Origin of the sequence: Xanthomonas sp. NCPPB 2586, from assembly GCF_041475775.2 — a bacterium.
Taxonomy (GTDB): domain Bacteria; phylum Pseudomonadota; class Gammaproteobacteria; order Xanthomonadales; family Xanthomonadaceae; genus Xanthomonas; species Xanthomonas campestris.
The window spans coordinates 3,972,413-3,997,175 of record NZ_CM192981.1; the positions used below are offsets into that span (position 1 = coordinate 3,972,413).

Consider the following 24,763-nt stretch of genomic DNA (forward strand, 5'->3'; position numbering starts at 1 on the left):
GACACGATCGCGATCGAACGGAGACCGGCACCCAACACGGGCGTGCCCAGCCGTCCCGTTCAACCACGCAGCATCACGCGCGCGCAGCAACCCTCAGCTACGCAGACGCATCCATCAGCACGTCGTATTCACCGGCCTGGTCATCGACCCACACGGCGCCCTGCTCGGCCATGGTCTTCAGCTGACGCTCCAGCTCACGCATCAACAGCCGCACGCCCGGCTTGAGGATCGCGCCGCTGTCGCGGTAGATCACGCCACCGGCGCGCGCCTGCGACGGCTGCTGCAGCTGAAACGCGCGTAGCTCGCCACGTGCGATATCGCCGGAGACCATCATGCTGGGCATTACCGCGATGCAATCGGTGCCGAGCAGGATCTCGCGGGTAAAGCTCGCCGAGCTGGAACGCAGCTGATCGCGCGTGGCCAGCCCGTGCTCGCGCATCACCTGCGCCACATCGCGCTCGACATGCTGGCTTAAAGTTGGCAGTACCTGGCGATACGCCGCGGCCTCGGCGATACGCACCTGGCCATCGGCGAACAACGGATGGTCGCTGCGCGCCACCAGGGCGATCGGGTCCTGATACAGCACCTTGCGCACCAACGCGTCGTAGCGCGCCAGCGGATACAGCCGTCCAACCACCAGATCGATCTCATTGCCGGCCAGCTTGGGCAGCAGCTCGTCGGTGCGCCCATGCAGCAGGCGCACGCGCAACGTGGGCTCGGCACGGTACAGCGCCGCCAGCACTGCAGGCAGCAGCCCGCTGGCGGCCACGGGCAGCGCGCCGACGGTGATGGTGAGCGCGTCGTCCTGCAGCAGCCCTTCGAACGTATCCTGCGCGCGCCGCAGTTGGCCCAGCACCACGTGCGCAGTCTGTACCAGCACCTCGCCCATCGCATTGGGACGCACCCCGCGCGAGTGGCGCTCGAACAGCGGCGCACCGACGATCTCTTCGATCTCCTGCAATGCGCGCGTCAGCGCGGGCTGGGTAACGTTGAGCACGCGCGATGCGCGCAGCAGGCTCTTTTGCCGGTCCAGCGCTTCGATGACGCGCAGATGCCGGACCTTGATGCGGTGTTCGAAGAACACGGAGGACATGGTCATGGGGACGACCTTCAGTAGGGAAAAACAAAAAGGCCCGCGCAATCGCGTGCCCTGGACGTGCGTGAGGTGGGATCAGCGCGCATCGGGTACGCGTCGCGTCTGCATGAAGGCTTCAAAGGTCTCGCCGCGCATGATGGCGTAGACCTGCAGGTTGGTCATGCGCACCACCCGGGCGAACTTTTCGATCACGAAGAAGTTGGCGCCGTACTGCACCAACCCCAGCCAATCGCGTGCGCGGATCAACTCTTTTTCCTGCTCGCTGAGGTCGGCCTCCTGCATCAACGCCTCGGCATCCTGCAGGAAGCGGTCGCGCCACGGCGCGCGAATCATGTGCCAGAAAAAGCGGTTGATCCGCAGCGCGCGATTGCTGGTGCGCAGATCGAACACATACGTGCCGCCGAGTTGGTCCATGCCTTGCACTTGTGGATTCATGTCCGATCCTCAGGCTGCATTCGCGTTTGCGTGCCCAAGCCAGTCGGCAGAGCGCGGGGCATCGGCGCGTTCTTCGCCGGGCTCGTACAGCACCACGGTCATTGCGGTGGTGGTCATCAGGTAATAGTTCTGGTGCAGCTTGCGGATCGGCCCGCCCATCGCGCCGCGCATCGCCAGCCACATGATCTGCTCCACGCTTTCCGCGCCGCCCAGGCGGACGTAGTCGGTATGCGTCAGGTCGGTCAGCGTTTCCGGTGCGTGCTGGAAGCGGTCCAGAAATTCCATGTCCCACTCGGTGTTGTTGAAGCCGGTGCGCTCCCCATGGATCTGGTGCGACAACCCGCCGGTGCCCACCACCACCACCTTGAGATCTTCCGGATACGACTCGATCGCCCGCCGCAGCGCCTGGCCCAGGCGGTAGCAGCGGCGCGCGGTCGGCAGCGGGTACTGCAGGACATTGATGGCGATCGGTACCACCGTGCCGGGCCAGTCGGGCACGTGCGGCCACAGTAGTGGCAACGGCGCGGCGCAGCCGTGGTCGATGGGCTTGTCCTGGAATACGGTCAGATCGAATTCGTCATTGACCAGGCATTCGGCGATGTGGGCCTGCAGCTTGACGTCGCCCCGGATGGGCGGCAGGTCCCGCAAGCCGGCGCCCTCGTCGGCGATCGGGAAACGCTCGCCGACGCCCAGTGCGAAGGTCGGGTACAGGTCGAAGAAGAACGTCGTGCAATGGTCGTTGTAGAAGAACACCAGCACGTCCGGCTGCTGTTCGGCCAGCCAGTTGGCCACCGGGGTGTAGCCGTCGAACAACGGCTTCCACAGCGGATCCTGCTGTTTGCCCTTGTCGTAGGCCACGCCGATGGTGGGCACGTGCGAGGTGCCGATCCCGCCAATGATGCTTGCCATGCTGCACTCCTGCGAGGCGAGCGGCCGGACCGCGTCATGCGGAACAGCGCGCGTCAATGTGGGTGGGATCGATGGCGCTTGGGATCCCAAACTCGATCAACCGGGACGGCTTCGCCCCGAAACGGTATCCTTGGGATCCAAATTGCCATCAAGCGACCTCATCCGCAAGGTTTTTGTGCGGGCTGCATCGAGTTTTGCCACTCGGGCGGGCAGGCAGCACGGTTAGGCGCGAGAGAATGGAGCCCATGGCGAACAACCACCGATTGCAAGCGGTCCAGCAGCTACGCGAACTGATCCTGTGCGGCACCTTTGCGCCAGGCGAGCGCATCACCGAGGCCGCCCTGGCCGAGCGCCTGGCGATTTCCCGCACCCCCATCCGTCAGGCGCTGCCTGCGCTTTGCCAGGAGGGTTTGCTGGTGCAGGCGGGCAACCGCGGCTACGCAGTGCGCCGCTTCAGCCAGCAGGAGAGCCTGGACGCGCTGGCGGTCCGGGCCCTGATGGAAGGTATGGCTGCGCGCGCGGTGGCCGAACAAGGCGCCTCCGCCACCCTGCTCGCCGCACTGCATGGCTGCCTGGACGAGGGTGACCGCATCCTGGCCAAGCGCACCCTGGATGCCAGCGACGAACTGGCCTACGGCGATATGAACGCGCGGTTCCACCGGATGATCGTGATGGCGGCCGACAAACCGATCCTGACCGAGACAGTGGACCGCTGCACGCTGGTGCCGTTTGTCAGCCCCACCAACGTGGTGTTCGGGCAACGCTCGCCGACGCTCGCCTACGACGATCTGTTCTACGGCCACCGCCAGCACGGCGCGATCGTCACCGCCATCGAGCAACGCGATGGCGCGCGCGCCGAACTATTGTTCCGCGAGCATGCCAACACGCAACGCCACAGCATGGGGATGTAAGTCTGCGGCTCGGCTGCGTTTGCATCGCAGCCAAACCGCGAAAGTAGCCTGCGTCAATACTCACGCGCGTGTCCACCCTGTCGTTGCGCAAGCGCGCAGTGCGAGTTGCGCCACTCCTGCACTCCACGTCACGTGCATGCCGGCTTTGCGCCCGCATGCACGCCGTAGCGCACGCTACAACGAATGCACGTACATCAGGTTCACGCTGTTACCGGCGACCGAATTCTCCACGTCCAGCGGGATGTACAGATTGAGGTTGAACAGGTTCTTTGCATCCACGCGCCAGGACAGCCCAGGACCCAGATACAGCTGCATGCGCTTGCTGTCGGCCACGCGCTCGCCGTTGGTCCGGTTGTCTTTGAGCTGCTGCAGGAAATAGCCGTTCACACCCACGCGCAGTTGCTCGCTCACTTTCACCGAGCTGGCAAAGTTGACCCAGACCGCATCGCCGGCCTGGCCGTTGCGAAACCGGAACCCCGGGATTGGTGGCACGCCACCGGCGCGATCGGTGCGGAAATTGTAGAGATAGTTGATGCGCGCACTGATTTCCCAATTATCGGTGGGCTGCACCGTGAATGCCCACTGCGGTGCGATCGACCAGAAACCGGTGCCCTGGTTGATGGCGATGTCGCGATCAAACTTACCGACCGGTGCGAACAGATCCAGCGCAAAGCGCTGAAAGAAGAACACACGCCCGTCCCGCATGACCGGCGGCATCTGCAGCGCCGGACCGAACGAAATATCGCCCATGCCAAACCCATTGCTGCGCAAGCGCACCGGGCTGTCGGCTGCGAACGAGGTGTCGTAATTCACCAGCGGGATGATGGTGTTGAAACTCAGCGAGCCGCGCCCCAGCGAATACGGGGTCACGTAGATCAACTGGGTCAGCAACGCACTGACCCCGACCTGCGGGTCGCGAAACGCAGGCGAGTTATCCCCGCGCGCATTCTTGATCGCATCCAGATCGTAGTAGCGCAGGTATTCCAGCACCGTCCAGCCAGGTGTGGTGGAGCCGAAGCCATCCATGAAACTGGTGCCGCCCAGGTTGATGCCCTGCGGCATGGCCACTGTGTCGGGCGCTGCCTGCGCAAGGACGACCGCCGGTGCCAACGTGCCGAGCAAGATGGCCAGCCTGCCCGCATGCTGGCGGCGCGACCGGGACGATGAAGGACGACGACCAACAGACAAGCATGCGCGTTCCACCAGGCGATTCTCCGATAAGGATGGGCGATTGAGGCAACGCGACAGGGGGGAGGAGCGGTGGTGCAATGCCGCCCGGGTTCGTCGGCGGCATCGGTGAACAGCGGTGGTAGGTGTCTAGTGCGCTTCCACACGCACCAGCAATGCGCCGAGGCGTTGCTTGAACAGCCACTGGTCGTCCTGGCGCACCAGCACGTCCTCGAAAGTGCCAATCAATGCCGGCGCCTGTGCGGTCCACGGCGGCGGCGTGGTGGCCTGTGGTGCGCTGTACAGCACCACGTAGCTATGCGCATGGGCCAATGCGTCCGAGTGCACGCTGACCAGGGTATTGAGCATGAGATGGCAGGTACTACGCGGCGCACGTGCACGGAATGCTTCGCGAATCGCCTCGCGCCCATGCACGGGCGCATCTGGCGCGCTAGGCCGTGCAAACACGCCATCGGCGGTGAACAACGCAGCCAGTGCGTCATGTTCATGGCGATCGTTGTGCAAGGCGAAGCGGCGGATCAGCTGTTCGCAGGCAACGGTGATCGAAGCGTCTGGGGACACGCGGTGGCCTCACTGGCAATGGTGGTACTGATGAAGAACGCGGCGGGCGACGCTGACGTCAGCGCGCGTGCATTGGCGAGCCGATGGGTCTGCCGTCGAACGGGGAGACGGTGGTCATGCAGCCAGCCAATCGCGCAGCGCGGCGCTGACCGCAGCAGGCGCTTCCACCGGCGTCATATGTCCGCTGTATTCGAACACCACCAACTGCGCGTGCGGGATCTGCCGCGCAATATCCTGGTGGCGTTCCAGCGGACTCCAGCTATCTTGCCGGCCAACGCCCAGCAGCGTCGGACACTGCACCTGCGCCAGCACGGGCGTGGCATCGGGCCGGTTCAGTAGCGCGGTCACCTGGGCGGCATAGCTCTGCGGGGTCTGCCGCATGACCATTGCCACCAGCGCGTCCATCAGTTCGGCATCGTCGTGGCGGTCGGGGTGCAGCATCGGCGGCAGCCACTGCCGGGCCAGCACCTGCATGCCGGCACGGTGGGCAAGCTCCACCAGCGCACCACGCTGCGCATGCTCCTGCGCGTGCGCCGGATGCACGCCGGTGTCCAGCAGCGCCAGACGCTGCACGCGCTCCGGCGCCTGCCGCACGATCTCCAGCGCCACCCGGCCGCCCATCGAATGACCGGCCAGCGCAAACTGGTCTGGCGCGGCGGCCAATGCCTGTGCAGCCATCTGCTGCACGCTGTCGATGCCGGGAAAATCGAGCACCTGCACCTCGGCGATATCCGCCAGCGCCGCGCGTTGCGCGTCCCAGATGCTGGCATCGCACAGCAGCCCGCTCAGCAGGAGCAGCGGCGGGGTGAGGTGTGCTGAAACGGAAGTCATGGCCCGACTGTAGCCAGCCCGGGCGCATCCGTCGTATGGAACATGCGGCCTTCGCTATTAGCGCTTGAACATAGCGGCCAGCAGAATGTCAGCGCAGTGCGCCTACGCGTTGCCGGACGCGCGCTTCCACAGCAGGTCCACCAGCGGTGGCAGCTTGCCTGCCGCCCCCAGCACCGAGCCGCGCAGCAGGGTCAGATGCATCTCGTCGTTGGAGAACACGCGATTGATGGCGTCGAACCCATACGCAGCGACGGTATTTTCGCTGCGACGCGTGCGCGCCCAGCGTTGCAGCCGGTGCGGCGCGGCCCAGTCGGCGCGACGCGCCAGTGCGTCGTGCGCCAACGCGCTCAACGCCGCGACATCGCGCAATCCCAGATTCACGCCCTGCCCGGCCAGCGGATGCACCACGTGCGCGGCATCGCCCAGTGTCAGGACGCGGCCGCTGACGTACTGCTGCACCAGTTGTCGCTGCAGCGGGAACGCCGCGCGCGGCGAACTCACCTGCACCGCACCCAGACGGCCGGCAAAGGCCTGGGTCAGCTCGCGCGAAAACGCAGCATCGTCCAGACCCAGCACGCGCTCGGCGTCGGCATCGGGCAAGGTCCACACGATCGAACTGCGGCCATCGGCGAACGGCAGGAAGGCCAGCGGGCCGGTGGTCAAAAAGCGCTGCCAGGCCGTGGCCTGATGTGCGTGTTCGGTGTCCACGAAGGCGACCACGCCGCGCTGCGCGTAAGCGTGACGCGCCACCGGCAGCCCAGCCAACTCACGCAGCGTAGAAGACGCACCGTCGGCGGCGATCGCCACCGCAGCTTCCAGCCGGCTGCCGTCATCCAGGCGTAGGCGCACGCCGGTGGCATCCTGGTCCAGCTCGACCACGCGCGCCGGGCAATGCAGCGCAATGCCCCGGGCATGCACGGCCGCCCACAAGCGATCGACCAGCAGATCGTTCTCCACGATCCAACCCAACTGTTCGCGGCCCAGGGTGTCTGCATCGAAGCGCAGTTCACCGCCGCCACCGGCATCCCACACCCGCATGCGGCGATACGGCTGCACGCGCGCGCCGCGTACGTCCTTCCATACGCCAAGGCGCTCCAGCAGCGTGGCGTTGTCGGCGGCAAATGCGTAGACGCGCAGATCCGCAGAATCGGCACGCCAGCGCGGTGGCTCGCGCCCCTCCACCAACGCGACCTGCAGGCCGGCATCGGCCAGCGCCAATGCGCACGCCGCACCGACCACGCCGCCGCCGACGATCACGGCATCACGCCCCGAGCGCCGGCTCATGCCTGGCTCCGGCACAGCTGCGGCACATCCCCGCGGAATCCCATCGCCCCACCGACCAGCATCGATTGCAGCGGTGCCGCCTGCGAGGCGGCCAGCAGCCCCAGGCTGCGCAACGGGCGTAGCAGCGGCGCCGGGTTGCCGGTGAGCCGTGCCAAGCCGCTGGAAAAACCGATGGTGTGGTCGCGATCCACCCGCCGCCGCGCCAGATACTCCGCCAGCAAAGCCGCTGCGCCGGCATCGCTGCGGTCGGGCTCGATCAGTTCGGCCAGCGTGAGCGCATCGCGCAGACCCAGGTTGAAGCCTTGCGCGCCGATCGGGTGCAGCGTCTGCGCGGCGTTGCCCAGCAGCACCACGCGCTCGGCCACTACGGTGTTGGCCAAGATCTGCACCAGCGGATACGCACTGCGTTCGCCACTGGCAACAAAACGCCCCGCACGCCAACCGGCGGCGCGTTGCAGCCGCGCCAGCCAGCCAGCCTCATCGAGCGCTGCAACCGTCTCGGCCTCGGCCCGCGCCACACAGTGGATCGCACCGTAATGACGGTCGCCACGCGGCAACAGCGCGGTCGGCCCATGCTCGCCGAAGCGCTCCCAGGCCGTGCCATCGGGCGGGCGTGAGGCGCGCACGCGTGCTACGAACAAGGTCTGCAGGAAATCGTGTTGTTCGGTGCCGATATGCAGCAGTTCGCGCACCGCGCTATGGCTGCCATCGGCGCCGACCACCAGCCGCGCACGCACCAGCTGCTCGCCGTCGGCAGTGGCCAGGCGCACCGCGCGAGAGCCGTCCTGCACCGGTTCCACGCCGATGCAGCGCGCAGGCCGGTACCGCTGCAAGCTACGCAATTCGTCCAGGCGCGCTTGCAGGGCCTCGCCGAAATCCCGTGCCACCACCACCTGCCCGAAGCTGTCGCGACCGTAGTCGGCAGCGTCAAGCTGCACTCGGCCAAAATCGCCGGCACGGCTCACATGGATGCGCCGGATCGGGCCCGGCGCGGTGCGCAGCTTGGCCATCACCCCAAGCGTGCCGAGCGCGTTGACGGTCGCGGCGGCGAAACTGAGGTTGCGTTGATCGAACACCGCCGGGGGTGCGCCGGCCGGCGTGGCCTCCACCAGCCCCACATCCAGGCCGATGCGGTCCAGCGCAATGGCCAGGCTCGAGCCCACCAGCCCGCCGCCAACGATCAAAACGTCATGTACGTGTGTCATCGGCACATGATAAGCCTTCGATCCTGGCCCGTTGCCGCCCCCGGAGTGGGACACGTTGCCGCGTCTGCTGCGGATACCCTCGCCCATGCCCTAGACCGGTAGTCCCGCAGGTCGCGTCCGCACGCTCGCCCGGGCGCGGGCATGCCGGGTTCCACGCTACACTCGCGAGTCTGTAATCCGGCCACTTCCGCGCATGACGCCTCGTTCGCACGACACCCTGGTCCTGAGCCTGCTCGCCGTCCTGATGGCGGCCACGCGCATCCATCATTTCGGGCAGGTCCCGGACGCCTCCTGGGCCGTGTTCTTCCTGGGCGGATTCCACCTTGCGTCGCGCACCAAACTGGCCTTCCCATTGCTGATGGGATTGGCGGTGGCGATCGACTGGCTGGTGATCACCCAGCAGGGCATGAGCTTCTGGGCGCACTACTGCGTCTCGCCGGCCTACTGGTGCCTGATCCCGGCGTACTTCGCGCTGTGGGCCGGCGGCACATGGCTGCGGCGGCACTACCACGGCGCGCAGTGGAGCGCGCTGGCCAAGCTGGTGCCCGCGCTGCTGATCTCGGTGGCGCTGTGCCAACTGATCGCCCAGGGCAGCTTCTACTGGATCAGCGCCAGCGTGGCCGAGCCAACCCTCGCCGGCTGGTTCAAAAACTACACCGACTGGCTGTGGCCCTACCTGCGCAGCGCAGCGCTCTACGTTGCCGCCGCAGCGGTGATCCAGGTGGTTGCAGAGCGCCTGACCAGCCCACACGGCCAGGCGCAGGCCGGCTGAGATGGGCAACCGGCTCTCCCGCATCTATACGCGCACCGGCGACGATGGCAGTACCGGCCTCGGCGACGGCAGCCGCACCGGCAAGGATGCGCTGCGCGTCAACGCCTACGGCACTGTCGACGAGGCCAATTCGGCAATCGGCGTGCTGCTGGCCGCACCCAACGTGCCTGAGCCTGTCGCCGCCCTGCTGACCACCGTGCAGCACCAGTTGTTCGACCTGGGCGGCGAGCTGTGCATCCCGGGCCATGCGGCCATCGACGCCGACGACATCGCCGCGCTGGAACGGCAGTTGGACCATTTCAATGACGACCTGCCCGCGCTGAAGGAGTTCATCCTGCCAGCCGGGGGCGAAGCTGCCGCGCGCTGCCATCTGGCGCGCACCATCGTGCGCCGCGCCGAACGCGAAACCGTCGCGCTGTCGCGACAGGAGCCGGTGCGCAGCGAGGCGATCGGCTATCTCAACCGCTTGTCGGACCTGCTGTTCGTGCTCGCCCGTGTGCTTGCACGCGCCGATGGGCAGCAGGAAGTGCTGTGGCGGCATGACCGCCGGCGCGGCTGACCGTGCGCAACACCGCGCGGACAGGCTAGATTGCTCCCATGTTGGTCTTCACCCATCCCGCCTGCCTGGGCCACGACGCCGGCCCCGAGCATCCCGAAAGCCCCGCACGGCTGACCGCCGTGGTCGAGGCCCTGCGCGACGCGTTTACCGACCTCGACTGGCGCGAAGCACCGCTGGCCAAGCTCGGCGACCTGTGCCGGGTGCACGAGCGCGAACAGGTCGATGCGGTACTGGAGACCAATTTCCAGGGCTACCACCAGCTGGACGTGGATACCTTGATGTCGCCGGGCTCGCGCGCCGCCGCGCTGCGTGCGGCCGGGGCCGGCATTGCAGCGGTGGATGCGGTGATGCAGGACGGCGCAGGCACGGCCTTCTGCGCGGTGCGCCCCCCCGGCCATCACGCCACCGGCCAGGTCTCGATGGGCTTTTGCCTGTTCAACAACATCGCCGTGGCCGCCGCGCACGCCCGCGACCGGCATGGGCTGGAGCGCATTACGGTGGTGGATTTCGATGTCCATCATGGCAATGGTACCCAGGCAATCTTCGAACGCGACCCAACCGTGCAATACCTCAGCACCCACCAGTCGGGCCTGTACCCGCACTCGGGCAGCGTGCATGAGCGCGGTATCGGCAACATCCACAACCTGTTGCTGCCTCCCGGCAGCGACGGTCTGCGCTTTCGCAATGTGTGGGAAGACGAGATGCTGCCGCTGATCGACGCCTTCCGCCCGCAACTGATCCTGATTTCCGCCGGCTTCGACGCGCATCTGCGCGACCCGTTGGCCGATCTGATGCTCGACGCCGACGACTTTGCCTGGCTGACCGGTGCGCTCCGCGCGCTGGCCACCCGGCATGCCCGCGGCCGGGTGGTGTCGATGCTGGAAGGTGGCTACGACCTGCAGGCGCTGCGCGAAAGCAGCGTGGCCCACGTCGGCGCGCTGCGATGAATCCGGCGGCGCCAGCGCGGCGCCCGGCGACCATGGCGATGAACCTCGCCCCCCTTCCGCGGGGACTCTTCATTGCCCCTATGCGGGCTATACGGCAAGCTAGCCGCCATTTTACTGGTTGAACTTCACGCGTGCGCCGAGCTCTCCGCCTGCTGCCCCTGCCCTTGAGCATTGCCATTTGCCTGCCGGCAATGGCTGCCGACAAGCCGTTGAACTGGGGACTGTGCCCGGCCGTGGACCCGCTGCCAGGCTTCGACGGCGCGCCCGCCGCCGATCCCAAAGCCGCAGAAATGCGCCAGCAGTTGCCCACCGACATCGAAGGTGACCAGCTTTCCGGCACCAGCACCACCCCGCAGTACCAGGGCAACGTCGCGCTCAAGCGCGGCGACCAGTTCCTGGGCGCGGATAATCTGCGCATGGACACCGAGACCGGCAACTACATCGCCGAGGGCAATGTCCGCTACCAGGACACCTCCTTTCGCATGGTCGCCGACCGTGCCGAGGGCAACCAGGACACCGACAGCCACAAGGTCACCAACATCCAGTATCAGCTGGTGGACCGGCGCGGCAACGGCGGCGCAGAATCAGTGGACCTGCAAGGCCAGGTCGGGCAGATGCACCGCTCCACCTACACCACTTGCGACCCGTCGCAGCCAATCTGGCGCGTGCGCGCTCCCGAGATCGACGTCGACAACGACGAAGGCTTCGGCACCGCGCGCAACGCCGTGCTGCAGATCGGCAAGGTGCCGGTACTGTATTTCCCGTGGTTCAAGTTCCCGATCGACGACCGTCGCCAGACCGGCCTTCTGTTCCCGCAGTTCGGCCTGTCCGGCCGTAACGGCTTCGACTATCTGCAGCCGATCTACCTGAATCTGGCACCGAATTACGATGCCACCTTGCTGCCGCGCTATATGAGCAAGCGTGGCTTCATGTTCGGCACCGAATTCCGTTACCTATACGACGGCGGCCGCGGCGAGATCACCGGCAATTACCTGCCTAACGACGACTTACGCAAGAAAGACCGCGGCAGCGTGTTCTACAGCGGCTATCACAACGTCAATAAGTATTGGCAAGCACGCGCCAGCATCTCTTGGGTCAGCGACACGCGTTATGTCGAAGACTTTACCAGCCGCTTGAACGGCATGGGCTCGGCCTCGAGTTTGCAGAGCACCGTCGGCATTTACGGCACCGGCGAGAACTGGACCGCGGGCGTGATGGCCGACCGCTGGCAGCTCACCGATTACACGCTGGATGAGACCGCGCTGCCGTACAACCGTCAGCCACGCGCTTATTTCACCTGGGAAAAGCCGTTTGGAATTTTCGAGGCGGGCATCTATGCAGAAGCCGTCCGCTTCACGCATGACGATTCTTACCAGGTGATCCGGAGACCGAACACCGATAACGGCAGCGATAACAATGGTGACGACTACGTTCGCACCAACATCGTCAACCGCGATTACGCTGGCGGCTCGCGTTTGGATGTAAAACCCTATATTTCGATGCCGTTGTCTGGCGCCGCCTGGTTTCTGACACCAACCGTGGCGTGGCGTTACACCGCCTACCAACTCGACGACAAGCTGGCCAACACGCTTCCGTTGACCGGCAACCGCTCGCCAACCCGCAGCCTGCCCATCGCCTCGGTTGACGCCGGTCTGTACTTCGACCGCGAAACCACGCTGTTCGACACCAAGTACCTCAATACCCTGGAGCCGCGCGCCTACTACCTGTATGTGCCGTACCGCGAACAGACCGACCTGCCGGTGTTCGACACACGCCCGTTCACCTTTAGCTATGGCCAGCTGTTCCGCGACACGCGCTATACCGGTGCCGATCGACAGAACGACGCCAACCAGCTGACCCTGGCAGTGACTTCGCGTTGGCTGCGCCAGGACGATGGCCGCGAAAAACTCTCGTTGAGCGCAGGCCAGATCCTGTATTTCAACGACTCACGGGTCACCATCAACAACAGTACAAATGCCGCCGCTGGCAGCGAGCAGACCATCGAACAGGGCAAGTCCGCCTGGGTGGCCGATGCCAACTACATGATCAACGACCGCTGGTCGATGGGCGCCACCTACCAGTGGAACCCGAACTCGCGCAAGGAAGATCTGGCTAGCCTGCGCACGCGCTACCTGCTCAACAACGACGGCATCATCAACCTGGCGTACCGCTACCGTCGCAATCCCACCGACAATACTGACCAGTTGGAACAGGCGGACTTCTCCTTCCTGTATCCGATCAACCCCACCTGGAGTGCGGTCGGTCGCTATTACTACTCGCTGCTGGACCACCAGCCGCTGGAAATGATCGGCGGCGTGCAGTGGGACAGCTGCTGCCTGGCGGTGCGCGCCCTGGTGCGCCGGTTCGTGCGCAACCGCGACGGCGAGATGGACAACTCCATCCAGTTTGAGTTCGTGCTCAAGGGCCTGAGCTCGTTTGGCCAGAACACGGACCGCACTTTGCGCCGTGCTATTCTCGGCTATTACCGCGACGACCTCTACCTGGTCCCGCCCAGCAACACCACGACTAATCCGGACGATTACGATCCGAACTTGATTCCATGACCAAGCCTTTCTCTGTACTCCTCGCCTCGCTGCTGGTGATCACCAGCACGGTCTCGCCGCTGGCCTCGGCACAGCAATCCCAGCCGCTGGATCGCATCGCTGCCATCGTGGATGAAGACGTGGTGCTGCAGAGCGAGCTTGATCGCGCTGTGCGCAACGTCAAGTCGCAATACGCCGGCCGCGACAACCAGTTGCCGCCGGACGACGTCCTGCAGCGGCAGGTGCTCGAGCGCCTGGTGTTGGTCAAGTTGCAGGTCGGTCGCGCCGAAGGCAGCGGTATCCGCGTCAGCGACGAGGAACTGAACCGCGCCATCGCCAGCATCGCCCAGCAGAACGGCACCTCCGTGGACGGTCTGCGCCAGAAGCTGGCTGCCGATGGTATGGGCTACGCCGATTTCCGCGCCTCGGTGCGCGATGAAATCATCGTGCAGCGCCTGCGCCAGAGCTTTGCGCAGAGCCGCATCAGCGTGAGCGAAGGCGAAGTGGACACCGCACTGGCCCAGCAGGCCACGACCGGTAGCCAGTACCACCTGGCGCATATCCTGGTCGGCCTGCCGGAAGGCGCCACGGCCGAACAGATTGCCACTGGCCAGAAGAAGGTCGACGGCGTCAAGGCCTTGATCGACAAGGGCGAGCTGGACTTCTCCGCAGCTGCAGTGCGTTATTCGGATAGCCCGAATGCACTGGAAGGTGGCGACCTGGGCTGGCGCAGCCTGGACGAGATTCCCAACGCATTCGCCCAGCTGATCCGCGACATGCAGCCTGGCCAGGTTGCCGGGCCGCTGCGTGGCCCCAGCGGTTTCCAGTTGCTCAAGCTGGTGGAAATGCGCGACGCCAATGCAGGCGGCGAAAAGAAGGTCCTCACCGAGTACAACGCACGGCACATCCTGGTGCGTATCGGCGACAACCAGACCGAAGCGCAGGCCAAGGCGAAGATCGACACGCTGCGTGCGCGCATCGTGGGCGGCGCTGATTTCCAGGCAACGGCGAAGGAGTCCTCCGAGGACACCAACAGCCGCGGTCAGGGTGGCGACCTGGGCTGGTTCCCAGCCGATGCGTTCGGCCCGGACTTCGGCAAGCAGGTTGAAGGTCTGACCGATGGCGCGGTGTCCGAGCCGTTCCGCACCCAGGCCGGCTGGCACATCGTGCAGCGTGTTGGTACGCGCCAGACCGATGTCAGCGCTGAAAATCAGCGCGCCCAGATCCGCGAGACGATCGGTCGTCGCAAGCTGGAAGAAGAGTACAACCGCTACCTGCAGGAACTGCGTGGCGAGGCGTTTGTGAGCTTCCGCACCGGCGACCGCGCCGATGCGGATGCCACCGCAGCGCCTGCACCGGCGGCTGCACCCGCTGCACCCGCTGCACCGACGCCGCCGCCGGCCCAGCCGACGCGCTAAGCCGATGGTCCCCTCGCTCGCGCTGGTGCCAGGCGAGCCGGCCGGGATCGGGCCGGAACTGTGTATCCGGCTCGCCCAGCAGCCGCGCTCGGATGCCCATCTGATCGCCTACGCCGATCCTGACACCCTGCACAGCGCCGCCAAGGCGCTGTGTTTGTCTGTCCGTCTGCTCGATCCCGACCAGCCCGCACGCCTGCCCGGCGATCTGCCGCTGCATCCGATCCGTCAGGCCGCCCCCACCCGCTTCGGCACGCCCGATCCCGCCAATGCGGCCGCAGTGATTGCCGGCTTGCTGGGAGCAGCAGGCGACTGCCTGTCTGGCAAGCTGCAGGGCATCGTCACCGGCCCGGTACACAAGGCCGTGATCAACGCCGGCGGCATTGCCTACACCGGCACCACCGAGTTGCTTGCCGCACAGGCCGGCTGCCCGGTGGTGATGATGCTGGCCAACAGCATCGTGCGGGTGGCGCTGGTGACCACTCACTTGCCACTGCGCGCGGTGCCGGAGGCGATCACCGCCGAGGCGCTGGCGCGCTGCCTGCGCATCACCGCCACTGCCATGCAACGGGACTTCGGCCTGGAACATCCGCGCATCGCCGTGCTCGGTCTCAACCCGCATGCTGGCGAAGACGGGCTGCTCGGCCGCGAAGAACTGGACGTCATCATTCCGGTGCTCGATCAATTGCGTAGCGAAGGCATGCAGCTGATCGGCCCGCTGCCGGCCGACACCGCCTTCCTGCCGCAGAAGCTCACCGACTTCGATGCGGTGGTGGCGATGTACCACGACCAGGGGCTGCCGGTGCTCAAGTACAGCGGATTCGAGCAGGCGGTGAACATCACCCTCGGCCTGCCCTACCCGCGCGTGGCGGTCGATCACGGCACCGCGCTGGAACTGGCCGGGCGTGGGGTGGCCGATCCCTCCAGCCTGCTTGCCGCGACGGCGCTGTGTGCACGCCTGGCAGCACGCAGCTGATTCGAAAGATCGGTGCCGCGCAGCGGCAGACCCGGTTCAGCACGTGAGCGAATGCCGCCGCGTCGGCACCGCGCTTCACCGCCACCACCAGCCATGCGTTTGTTGCTGTGCCACTCCGGCCTGAGGTCAACGTGGCATTAGGGCCGAGGGTCATCGCGTTTGCAGGCGAGGCATCGCCGGCATGTTCAAGGTGATTTCCGTCAGCGGCCTTTACCGTGCGGACACCTGTGCGGAACGTGATGCACTGAATGTCAGGCACAGCCGCGCTCTACTTTCGCGTGTCGCAAACGCCGCACCCAAAGTGGCACACCGCGCCCTCCCGTATTGGATTGGCGATGTGTGCAGCGAACGCTCGCTTGTTAGAGAGCCGATTGCCAGCTGCGCCTATCTACATCGGCCAGTAGTTGGGGGTGGCACGTCTGTCGCCACGGATGCTGCTTTGGCGCTCACCCGCAACTGCGCGAATCAGCGCCAGGCCAAGGCCAACAGCGCCAAATCAATCAGCTCTTCGGTAGACGCACCAGGCGCGTGCCGCGGGCATGCCCGCGCTCCGTTAAACTCTGCGCATGAATTCCTCTTTCAGCGCACCGGCCAAGAAGTCGCTCGGCCAACACTTTCTTGCCGACCGGTATTACATCGACCGGATCGTCCAGGCAGTGGATCCGCGCCCCGGCCAGCATCTGGTCGAAATCGGCCCCGGCCAGGGCGCGATCACCTTTCCGCTGCTGCGCAAGCACGGCGCATTGACCGTGATCGAGTTCGACCGCGACTTGATTGCGCCGCTGACCGAAGCCGCTGCACCGATCGGCCAGCTGCAGATCATCCACCGCGACGTGCTCGCCGTAGACTTCACCGCAGTGGCCGATGGCACCCCGATCCGCTTGGTCGGCAACCTGCCTTACAACATCTCCTCGCCGATCCTGTTCCATGCGCTGGACCATGCCAGCGCAGTGGCCGACATGCACTTCATGCTGCAAAAGGAAGTGGTCGACCGTATGGCGGCCGGCCCGGGCAGCAAGGTCTATGGGCGGCTGAGTGTGATGCTGCAGGCCTATTGCGAGGTGACCGCGCTGTTCGTGGTGCCGCCGGGCGCGTTCCGCCCGCCGCCCAAGGTGGACTCTGCGGTGGTGCGGCTGGTACCGCGCGATGCGGCCAGCGTGTTGATCAAGGACCGCAAGCGCTTTGCCGATGTGGTGCGCGCCGGCTTCGGGCAGCGCCGCAAGACCTTGCGCAACGCCCTGTCCACGGTCTGCGAGCCAGCGCATTTCGAGGCCGCCGGGGTGCGCCCGGACGCACGCGCCGAGCAGCTGGAGGTCGCCGATTTCATTCGTCTGGCCAATGTCGAGCTGGCTTGAATCACCGCGCCCGACGCGGCGCGAGACAGACCGCACGCACTCACCTCAAAGTACAGAACACCCTCTAAACTTTCCCCATGCAAGATGATCCGCGCTACCGGGTCGAGGTCGAGGTGTCACCACGCTTCCTCGCCCATCAATCGACTCCGGAAGAAGGCCGCTACGCCTTCGCTTACAGCATTCGCATCCAGAACGCCGGCGCCGTGCCAGCGCGCCTGATTGCGCGCCACTGGAAAATCACCGACGCCAACGGCCGCACCGAGCAGGTGGATGGCGAAGGCGTGGTCGGCGAGCAGCCGCGGTTGCGTCCGGGCGAGGCCTTCCACTACACCTCCGGTGTGCTGCTGGAAACCGAACAGGGGCAGATGCAGGGCTACTACGACATGGTGGCCGACGATGGCACCGAATTCACCGCGCCAATCGCCGCCTTCGTGCTGAGCGTGCCGAGGACGCTGCACTGATGGATGCTGCATTGAGGGAGCACGCGCGATGAGCGTCTGGGCAATTGGCGATCTGCAGGGTTGCTACGACATCACCCAGCAGCTGCTGGAAAAGATCCGGTTCGACCCGGCCCAGGACACGCTGTGGTTCTGCGGCGATCTGGTCAACCGCGGTGGGCAATCGCTGGAAACGCTGCGCCTGGTGCACTCGTTGCGCGCGCACAGCGTGGTGGTGCTTGGCAATCACGACCTGTCGCTGCTGGCGATCGGCGCGCGCTCGGAAGAAGAACAACGCAAGGTCAATCCGGATCTGCAGCGCATCGTGCTGGCAGAAGACCGCGACGTACTGCTCGACTGGCTGCGCATGCAGAAGCTGGCGCACGTGGACCGCGAGCTGGGCTGGATGATGATCCATGCCGGGCTAGCGCCCAAATGGACCACGCAGATGGCCGAAAAGCATGCGCGCGAAGTCGAGCAGCAGTTGCAGGGCGGTGGCTATCGCAAGCTGCTGCGCAACATGTACGGCGATCAGCCGGGCTGGTCGCCGGGCCTGAGCGGGTACGACCGCAGCCGCGCGATCATCAACCTGTTCACCCGCATGCGTTATTGCACGCCACGTGGGCGCATCGCCACCGACGACAAGGGCACACCCGGCACCCAGGCCCAGGGCCTGTACCCCTGGTTCGAAGTGCCGGGGCGGGTGGAGCGCGATCTCAAGATCGTCTGCGGCCACTGGTCGGCCCTGGGGCTGACCATCACCCAGGGCGTGCATGCCATCGATACCGGTGCGGTGTGGGGCGGCAAGCTCACCGCCTTGCAGCTGGATACCGACGAACTGCGCGTGGTGCAGGTGCCGGGTCGCGAGGTCACTGCGCCGGCAACGGCGCCGCGTGCACCGCGTCGCCCGCGCGAACGCCAGGGCCGGCAACGCGCACGCGGTGGGCGTGGTGGCGGCAATGGCAATGGCAATGGCGGCAATGCTGCTGCACCCGCTGCAGCGCCGGGCGACACGTCCCAGGAGTGAGCCCGTGCACGCGTCGGTGCCGCCGGCCCGACGCCAGGGGCCCATCAGCGGCGCTGGTAATCCACGAAACTGAAAGCGAAGGCGTGCCGCGCGTCGGCCGCATGCGCGCTGCGCTCGGCAGGCACCCACACCGCCGGATCGATCGGCGGGAAGTGCGTATCGGCGCCCTCGACGGCCGTGTCCACTTCGGTAACCGCCAGCAGATCGGCGCGCTCCATGGTCAGGCGGTACACCTCGCCTCCCCCGATCACGCACAGCTCCTGCGCACCGTCCTGCGCCGCGCGTTCGATCGCCTCGTCTACCGAGGCCACTGCATGCATGTCATCGAAGGGCACTTGCCCAGAACGCGTCAGCACCAGATTCAGGCGCCCTGGCAGCGCACGGCCCAGTGACTGCGCAGTCTTGCGCCCCATCAGGATCGGCTTGCCCAGTGTCAGCGCCTTGAAGCGCTTCAGGTCATCGGGCAGCTTCCACGGCAGATCGTTGTCGCGGCCGATGGCGTGGTTGCGGTCGAAAGCGACGATGAGCGAGAGTTTCATGAGGGCAAAGACGTCCGTTCAAACAGAGCGTCAGCGTAGCGCAGCGCCTGTCGAGACCCTGCGCTGTCGTGCTCACACCGCCACTGACGCCTTGATGGCCGGGTGCGGGTCGTAGCCGTCGATGGCGATGTCCTCGAAACGGAACGCGAACAGGTCGGTGACATCCGGGTTCAGGCGCAAGGTTGGCAGCGGACGCGGTGTGCGTGTGAGCTGCTCGCGGGCTTGCTCGAAATGGTTTGAATACAGATGCGCATCACCCAGTGTGTGTACGAAGTCGCCCACGCCCAGGCCAGTGGCCTGCGCCACCATGTGGGTCAGCAACGCATAGCTGGCGATGTTGAACGGCACGCCCAGGAAGATGTCGCCGCTGCGCTGATAGAGCTGGCAGCTGAGCTTGCCGTCCACCACGTAGAACTGGAACAGGCTATGGCAGGGCATCAAGGCCATCTGCGGCAACTCGCCGACATTCCAGGCACTGATCACCAGCCGGCGCGAGTCCGGGTTGCGCTTGATCTCGTCCACCAGCCACTGCATCTGGTCGATCTCGACGCCGTCCGGGCCGGTCCAGCGCCGCCACTGCTTGCCGTAGACCGGGCCGAGGTCGCCGTTGGCATCGGCCCATTCGTCCCAGATGCGGACCTGGTTGTCTTTCAGGTACGCGATGTTGGTATCGCCCTGCAGGAACCACAGCAGCTCATGGATGATCGAGCGCAGGTGCAGCTTCTTGGTGGTGACCAGCGGAAAACCAGCATTGAGGTCGAAGCGCATCTGCCAGCCGAACACGCTGCGCGTGCCGGTGCCGGTGCGATCGGACTTCTCGGCGCCGTACTCGAGCACGTGCTGCAGCAACTCCAGGTACGGCTTCACTTGGCCGCCTCCACACCTGCTGCAGTCGGCACCACCGGCTGCAGGACCGGCGCGCGGCGCGACAGCGCCAGCAGCACCAGGCCCACGCCGATCAGCGGCAGGCTCAGGATCTGCCCCATCGTCAGCCAGTTGAAGGCCAGGTAGCCCAGCGGTGCATCCGGGACGCGGACGAACTCCACGATGAAGCGGAACACGCCATACAGCAGCGCGAACAGTCCCGACACCGCATAGCGGGCGCGCGGCTTCATCGAGAAGGTCCACAACACCACGAACATCACCACGCCTTCGAGCGCGGCTTCATACAGCTGCGACGGATGCCGGGCGAAGCGGTCCAGCGCGCCGGCCGCGTACTGGGCCTGGAGTTGCGCGGGCGACCAGTCGGCCAGCTCCGGCGCATGCGGGAAGATCACGCCCCAGCCGGCCTGAGTGAACTTGCCCCACAACTCGCCGCCGACAAAATTGCCCAGCCTCCCGAAGCCCAGGCCCAACGGCACCAGGGGCGCGACAAAATCCATGACATCGAAGAAATGCAGGCGGTGCCGGCGTGTCCACAGGCCGCATGCGATCAACACGCCCAGCAGCCCGCCGTGGAAGCTCATGCCCCCTTCCCACACCTTGAACAGGATCAGCGGGTTGGCCAGGAAGGTGTCGAAGGCATAGAACAACATGTAGCCGATGCGCCCGCCAAGCACCACGCCGAGCATGCCGTAGAACAACAGGTCGGAAAATCCGTCCATGTCCACGCCGGGCAGGCGGCCGCGCAGGATGCGCGAGCGGCCCAGGGCCCAGGCGGAGAAGAACGCGGCCAGATACATCAACCCGTACCAGTGCACCTGCACCGGGCCAAGCGAGAAGGCGATGGGGTCGATGGCGTGCAGATAGATCATGCGGACCGCGGATCACGAAAAAGCGAGGCCGCTATTCTGACATCTACGGCGTCCTCAGCCGAGGATGTGCGGCCGATTGGGCAGCTCGTCTTCATGCTGGGCCTGGGCAGCGGCCGGGAAATGCGCGCACAGCAGTTCGGTCACCGCCTCCACCCCCGCCAGCACTGCGGCCTCGTGCTGACCATCGCGCAAGAATTGCTGCATGCGCCGGCAGACCTCGGCCCAGGCCGCGTCCGGCACCAACGCACGCAGCCCACGGTCGGCCACCACTTCGATGGCATGGTCGGCCAGCAGCAGATAGATCAGCACGCCGTTGTTGGCCTCGGTATCCCAGGTGCGCAGCTGTGCGAACGCCTGCTCGGCACGTTGGCGAGCACCATGACCGCGCCAGAGCGCCGCCACCGACAGATCCGCCTCCACCGCCACCATCACCTGACCGGTGTGCAACTGCTCGCTGGCCGCGATCGCCGCGGCGATGCTGTCCATGCTGCGCGGCGGAAAGCTGCGTTGCGCCGAGGGCGCAAACATGTGTCTGATCCAGCGCATCACCAGCTCCCCGAGGCGCCACCGCCTCCCGACGACCCACCACCCCCACCCCAGCCGCCACCGAACCCGCCGCCGCCAAAGCCACCGCCGCGCCCGCCGCGCCCGCCGCCACCGAAACCACCAAATCCGCCGCCCCAACCGCCACCACCGATGGAGCGGCCGCCGGAACCGGACGCCAGGCCAACGACCAATCCGGCAACCGCCGCGCCGATGCTGGCAAACACCAGTGAGGTCAGCAGCAACGCGGCCGCGCCGGCCGCTGCACCGCTTAGCACTCCGCGCACCGGCCGCGGCAATGCCCGCAGGAACACCCGCGCGATCAGCGCGACGAACACGCCGATGAACAGCGCCATGACCCAACTACCGCTGTCGCTATCGCTCAGATCCGACGCATGCCCGCTCACCGGCGCGGGCAAGGCCTCGCCTTCGATCAGCCCGGCCAGCGTGGCGGTGGCGTCACGGATGCCGCCGCCGTAATCGCCCTCGCGGAACCGCGGCGCCAGGTACTCCTGGATGATGCGGTTGGCCACGATGTCGGGAATCGCCCCTTCCAGGCCATAGCCCGGTTGAATCCTCACCCGGCGGTCGTCCTTGGCCACCAGCAGCAGCACGCCATCGTCCACGCCCTTGCGGCCAATCTTCCATTGGTCGAACACGCGCTGGGTGTATTGCTCGATCGCCTCCGGCTGGGTGGTCGGTACGATCAGGATCTGCAACTGCGCGCCCTTGCGTTGCTGCAGGGCCAGCGCCTGTTGTTCCAGCTGCTGGAGTTGGGTGGCATCCAGCGTGCCGGTGGTATCCACCACCGGCGAGCGCAACGGCGGGATGGCGGCCAGATCCTGCGCGACCACCGTGGCCGGCAGCAGTGCGCAGAACAGCCACAGCATCCACAGGGCATATCGACGCTGGGGCATTACAGACTCCAAAGGGCGGCATTGCCCATCGACATAACTGCCACGTTTTCAGGCACATGGCGCGTGGGGCCTGGCGCCGCGCTGTCGAACATGGCCGCATGCCACCGCAGGCAATAACGAGACAGAAACGGCGAGCCCTGCGTGGCGGCTGACCTGGTAACAGTGTTTGACCCAGAGCGTTCGTCGATGCAACCACTGCGAAGTCGCGTAGCAGCGCGCGGGGCATTGGCGTCACCGCACACACCTCTGACGCAATGCCTGGCCTCCATCACAGCGACGTGCGCGCCGCCGCCAACGGCCGGCCGCCTCATCGACGGCCAGCCATCTACTCGCTGCCCACCACTGCGCCGCATTACTGCGCAGGCTGCGGTTGCTGCTGCGGTGCCGGCTGCGTGCCGAAATTCACCTCCGGCGCGCGCGAAATCTGCGCCTCGTTTTCCACGCTGAAATTCGGCTTGGGCTGGTAACCGAAGATCTTGGCGGTGATCACCTGCGGGAACGAGCGGATGTAGGTGTTGTAGTCCTGCACGGTCTGGATGTAGCGGCCGCGCGCCACGGTGATGCGGTTTTCGGTGCCTTCCAGCTGCACCTGCAGATCACGGAACGATTGGTCGGACTTGAGCTGCGGGTAGTTTTCGCTGACCACCAGCAAGCGCGACAGCGCACTGCCCAGTTCGCCCTGCGCCTGCTGGAACCGCTTGAGCGAGGCTTCGTCATCGGCATTGACCTGGATCTGGCCCACCCGGGCACGCGCGTTGGTCACTTCGGTCAGCACCTGGCGCTCCTGCTGGGCATAGCCCTGCACGGTACGCACCAGGTTGGGAATCAGATCGGCGCGGCGCTGGTACTGGTTGAGCACCTCCGACCACCCCGCTTTGACGCCTTCTTCCTTCTGCTGGATCGCGTTGTAGCCGCAGCCGGACAGCGAGGCGGTGAGGACCAGCAGCACCAGGGCGCGAATCAGGACGGGCATGCAGGCGATTCCATGACAAGGGACCGCGAGCATGCCACGGCGCCAGTCAAGCCGGCATGCACATCCCGGCATGCGGTGCGGCGAGCCGCTTGACAGCCACCACCGCGCTGCCGCGCTCAGAACAGCCGCGGTAGTAGGACTAGGCCCCAGCACAGCAAAACGTTGATCAGCAGCACGAACACGGCGGCCGAGCCCATGTCCTTGGCGCGCCCGGCCAGCACGTGGTGTTCCGGGCCATACCGCTCGATCACTGCCTCGATGGCCGAGTTCAGCAACTCCGCGGCCAGCACGATCAGCAACGGTGCAATCAGCGCGATGCGTTCCAGCCCCGAATTCCCCAGCCATAGCGCCAGCGGCGTCAGCAGCGCCGCCAGGCAGACTTCCAGGCGGAACGAGGATTCATGCAGCCACGCCGCACGCAGACCCTGCCACGACCAGACCGCCGCCTTGAGCATCCGGCGCGGGCCGCGCGGCACGTGCCCCAGTTGATCGGCCATCCGTCAGCGCATCCGAACGCTGGTGCAGGACAAGGATTGGATCAGGGACATGGGGAGGCCGTAGCAGCGGAAAGTGGGAATCTTGCCACCGCGACGGTTCCGGCCGCCAGTCGCGCCCGGATTTGCCGCTGCAGCCGCGCTGCCGCACCATGCGCAGTCCGCTCCACGTTGACAGGTCTGCCCGATGAAACAACTGCCCTTGCGCGCGATGTTGTGCGCACTCGCCATTGCGTCCAGCCCCCTGCAGGCCGCCGCGCCGCCTGCCACGCCCCAGGTGCCGGCACAGGTCTCCAATGCGGCATGGGAGCAGGACATGCAGCGCTTCGCGGCCAGCGATGCGCAGCAACCGCCGCCCCAACACGGCATCGTGTTCGTCGGCAGTTCGTCGATCCGTTTCTGGGAAACACTGGCGCAGGATTTCCCCGGCAAGCCGGTGATCAACCGTGGCTTTGGCGGATCGGAAGTGCGCGACAGCACCTGGTACGCCGACCGCATCGTGATTCCCTACGCGCCGCGCCAGGTGGTGTTGTATGCCGGCGACAACGACCTCAACAGCGGGCGCAGCCCGGAGCAGGTGCGCGACGATGTGGTGGCTTTCGTCACACGCATCCGCGCCGCACTTCCCGAGGCACGCATTGGCTACCTGTCGATCAAACCCAGCCCGTCGCGTGCACAGCTGCTGCCGGCGATTGTGCGCGCCAACCAGCTGATCAAGCAGGCATTGGCCAACGTGCCGCGGACCGACTACATCGACATCTATACGCCGATGCTGGATGCCACCGGCAAGCCGCGCCCGGAGCTGTTCCGCGAGGACATGCTGCACATGAAGCCGGAAGGGTACGCACTCTGGCGCAAAGCGGTGGCGCCGGTGCTGGATCGCAAGTAACGCTGGTCCTCAGGCAACGCCCCTTGCGACGGGCGTTGCTGGAACGACTCGCTGGTCCGGTCCGCAATTTGGCGTTGAGAGCATGCACTGTTAACTAGGTACGCCTGAGCCACGCACAGCAATCCTGAGCCACGCACGGCAACCGCTGCTTGCTCAAACGCGCTGCATTTACTTCGTGCTTCGCACTGTCGAGATGCTCACCG

26 protein-coding genes are annotated in these 24,763 nt (G+C 66.0%); 11 read left to right on the forward strand and 15 right to left on the reverse strand.

From position 1 onward, the window contains the following. Positions 1–97: 97 nt before the first annotated feature. The 3 genes from ACCQ09_RS17390 to ACCQ09_RS17400 form a co-directional block, all read right to left on the reverse strand. Positions 98–1,099 carry a LysR substrate-binding domain-containing protein gene (locus ACCQ09_RS17390; RefSeq protein WP_011036042.1) on the reverse strand — a complete coding sequence of 334 codons (1,002 nt, stop codon included), beginning with the start codon at positions 1,097–1,099 and terminating at the stop codon, positions 98–100. A gap of 72 nt (positions 1,100–1,171) precedes the next feature. Further along, positions 1,172–1,531 carry a protocatechuate 4,5-dioxygenase subunit alpha gene (locus tag ACCQ09_RS17395; protein ID WP_011036041.1) on the reverse strand — a complete coding sequence of 120 codons (360 nt, stop codon included), beginning with the start codon at positions 1,529–1,531 and terminating at the stop codon, positions 1,172–1,174. Positions 1,532–1,540: 9 nt separating this feature from the next. Next, positions 1,541–2,440, reverse strand: a complete 900-nt coding sequence (locus ACCQ09_RS17400) for a gallate dioxygenase (protein ID WP_011036040.1) — start codon at positions 2,438–2,440, stop codon at positions 1,541–1,543. A gap of 236 nt (positions 2,441–2,676) precedes the next feature. Here ACCQ09_RS17400 and ACCQ09_RS17405 point away from each other — a divergent pair, with 236 nt between their 5' ends. Continuing rightward, on the forward strand, positions 2,677–3,351 hold the full coding sequence (locus ACCQ09_RS17405; protein ID WP_011036039.1) for a GntR family transcriptional regulator: 675 nt from the start codon (positions 2,677–2,679) through the stop codon (positions 3,349–3,351). A gap of 174 nt (positions 3,352–3,525) precedes the next feature. Here ACCQ09_RS17405 and ACCQ09_RS17410 read toward each other — a convergent pair whose 3' ends face one another. The 5 genes from ACCQ09_RS17410 to ubiH form a co-directional block, all read right to left on the reverse strand. After that, the gene (locus ACCQ09_RS17410) at positions 3,526–4,473 is read right to left on the reverse strand and encodes a SphA family protein (RefSeq protein ID WP_014506747.1); all 948 of its coding nucleotides are present in this window, start codon (positions 4,471–4,473) and stop codon (positions 3,526–3,528) included. 195 nt (positions 4,474–4,668) lie between these two features. Then, positions 4,669–5,100 carry a nuclear transport factor 2 family protein gene (locus ACCQ09_RS17415; protein ID WP_014506746.1) on the reverse strand — a complete coding sequence of 144 codons (432 nt, stop codon included), beginning with the start codon at positions 5,098–5,100 and terminating at the stop codon, positions 4,669–4,671. A 114-nt stretch (positions 5,101–5,214) separates the two neighbouring features. Next, entirely contained in the window at positions 5,215–5,931 is a 717-nt protein-coding gene (locus ACCQ09_RS17420; protein WP_228427860.1) for an alpha/beta fold hydrolase, read from the reverse strand. A gap of 102 nt (positions 5,932–6,033) precedes the next feature. Continuing rightward, positions 6,034–7,215, reverse strand: coding sequence for a UbiH/UbiF family hydroxylase (locus tag ACCQ09_RS17425; protein WP_223647524.1), 1,182 nt, complete (start codon positions 7,213–7,215; stop codon positions 6,034–6,036). Continuing rightward, positions 7,212–8,420 (reverse strand): 2-octaprenyl-6-methoxyphenyl hydroxylase, encoded by a 1,209-nt coding sequence (ubiH, locus tag ACCQ09_RS17430; protein ID WP_228427859.1) that lies wholly within the window; start codon positions 8,418–8,420, stop codon positions 7,212–7,214. The genes ACCQ09_RS17425 and ubiH overlap by 4 nt, the downstream gene beginning before the upstream one ends. A gap of 193 nt (positions 8,421–8,613) precedes the next feature. Here ubiH and ACCQ09_RS17435 point away from each other — a divergent pair, with 193 nt between their 5' ends. The 9 genes from ACCQ09_RS17435 (at position 8,614) to ACCQ09_RS17475 (ending at position 18,451) form a co-directional block, all read left to right on the forward strand. Then, positions 8,614–9,192: a hypothetical protein gene (locus ACCQ09_RS17435; RefSeq protein ID WP_011036033.1), complete on the forward strand. Its 579-nt coding sequence runs from the start codon at positions 8,614–8,616 to the stop codon at positions 9,190–9,192. A gap of 1 nt (position 9,193) precedes the next feature. Then, positions 9,194–9,751 (forward strand): cob(I)yrinic acid a,c-diamide adenosyltransferase, encoded by a 558-nt coding sequence (locus ACCQ09_RS17440; protein WP_011036032.1) that lies wholly within the window; start codon positions 9,194–9,196, stop codon positions 9,749–9,751. Between the two features lie 38 nt (positions 9,752–9,789). Next, complete coding sequence (locus ACCQ09_RS17445) at positions 9,790–10,698, forward strand: histone deacetylase family protein (RefSeq protein ID WP_040941743.1); 909 nt, start codon at positions 9,790–9,792, stop codon at positions 10,696–10,698. 131 nt (positions 10,699–10,829) lie between these two features. Then, a complete protein-coding gene (gene lptD / locus ACCQ09_RS17450; protein ID WP_115572530.1) occupies positions 10,830–13,262 on the forward strand; it encodes an LPS-assembly protein LptD in 2,433 nt (810 codons plus the stop codon). Next, on the forward strand, positions 13,259–14,659 hold the full coding sequence (locus tag ACCQ09_RS17455; RefSeq protein WP_040941745.1) for a peptidylprolyl isomerase: 1,401 nt from the start codon (positions 13,259–13,261) through the stop codon (positions 14,657–14,659). Before lptD ends, ACCQ09_RS17455 begins: the two co-directional genes overlap by 4 nt. 4 nt (positions 14,660–14,663) lie before the next feature. Next, positions 14,664–15,632: a 4-hydroxythreonine-4-phosphate dehydrogenase PdxA gene (gene pdxA, locus ACCQ09_RS17460; RefSeq protein ID WP_040942383.1), complete on the forward strand. Its 969-nt coding sequence runs from the start codon at positions 14,664–14,666 to the stop codon at positions 15,630–15,632. A 566-nt stretch (positions 15,633–16,198) separates the two neighbouring features. Further along, positions 16,199–16,987, forward strand: coding sequence for a 16S rRNA (adenine(1518)-N(6)/adenine(1519)-N(6))-dimethyltransferase RsmA (rsmA, locus tag ACCQ09_RS17465; RefSeq protein ID WP_040941746.1), 789 nt, complete (start codon positions 16,199–16,201; stop codon positions 16,985–16,987). Positions 16,988–17,064: 77 nt separating this feature from the next. Next, positions 17,065–17,448 carry a Co2+/Mg2+ efflux facilitator ApaG/CorD gene (gene apaG / locus ACCQ09_RS17470; protein WP_011036026.1) on the forward strand — a complete coding sequence of 128 codons (384 nt, stop codon included), beginning with the start codon at positions 17,065–17,067 and terminating at the stop codon, positions 17,446–17,448. Between the two features lie 28 nt (positions 17,449–17,476). Further along, a complete protein-coding gene (locus tag ACCQ09_RS17475) occupies positions 17,477–18,451 on the forward strand; it encodes a symmetrical bis(5'-nucleosyl)-tetraphosphatase (RefSeq protein ID WP_040941747.1) in 975 nt (324 codons plus the stop codon). Positions 18,452–18,495: 44 nt separating this feature from the next. On the opposite strand, the gene ACCQ09_RS17480 is transcribed toward ACCQ09_RS17475, so the two are convergent. From ACCQ09_RS17480 to ACCQ09_RS17510, 7 genes are all read right to left on the reverse strand, one after another. Beyond that, positions 18,496–18,990, reverse strand: coding sequence for a dihydrofolate reductase (locus ACCQ09_RS17480; protein ID WP_040941748.1), 495 nt, complete (start codon positions 18,988–18,990; stop codon positions 18,496–18,498). A 72-nt stretch (positions 18,991–19,062) separates the two neighbouring features. After that, on the reverse strand, positions 19,063–19,857 hold the full coding sequence (locus ACCQ09_RS17485; protein WP_040941749.1) for a thymidylate synthase: 795 nt from the start codon (positions 19,855–19,857) through the stop codon (positions 19,063–19,065). Then, on the reverse strand, positions 19,854–20,744 hold the full coding sequence (gene lgt / locus ACCQ09_RS17490) for a prolipoprotein diacylglyceryl transferase (protein ID WP_040941750.1): 891 nt from the start codon (positions 20,742–20,744) through the stop codon (positions 19,854–19,856). The genes ACCQ09_RS17485 and lgt overlap by 4 nt, the downstream gene beginning before the upstream one ends. 54 nt (positions 20,745–20,798) lie before the next feature. Further along, a complete protein-coding gene (locus ACCQ09_RS17495) occupies positions 20,799–21,290 on the reverse strand; it encodes a TPM domain-containing protein (RefSeq protein WP_040941751.1) in 492 nt (163 codons plus the stop codon). Continuing rightward, on the reverse strand, positions 21,290–22,204 hold the full coding sequence (locus ACCQ09_RS17500; RefSeq protein ID WP_040941752.1) for a TPM domain-containing protein: 915 nt from the start codon (positions 22,202–22,204) through the stop codon (positions 21,290–21,292). Before ACCQ09_RS17500 ends, ACCQ09_RS17495 begins: the two co-directional genes overlap by 1 nt. Positions 22,205–22,556: 352 nt before the next feature. After that, positions 22,557–23,177: a LemA family protein gene (locus tag ACCQ09_RS17505; protein WP_011036019.1), complete on the reverse strand. Its 621-nt coding sequence runs from the start codon at positions 23,175–23,177 to the stop codon at positions 22,557–22,559. Between the two features lie 116 nt (positions 23,178–23,293). Then, on the reverse strand, positions 23,294–23,674 hold the full coding sequence (locus tag ACCQ09_RS17510; RefSeq protein WP_011036018.1) for a diacylglycerol kinase: 381 nt from the start codon (positions 23,672–23,674) through the stop codon (positions 23,294–23,296). A gap of 184 nt (positions 23,675–23,858) precedes the next feature. Between ACCQ09_RS17510 and ACCQ09_RS17515 the strand changes: the two genes are divergently transcribed. Continuing rightward, on the forward strand, positions 23,859–24,560 hold the full coding sequence (locus ACCQ09_RS17515; RefSeq protein WP_040941753.1) for an SGNH/GDSL hydrolase family protein: 702 nt from the start codon (positions 23,859–23,861) through the stop codon (positions 24,558–24,560). Positions 24,561–24,763 lie beyond the last annotated feature (203 nt).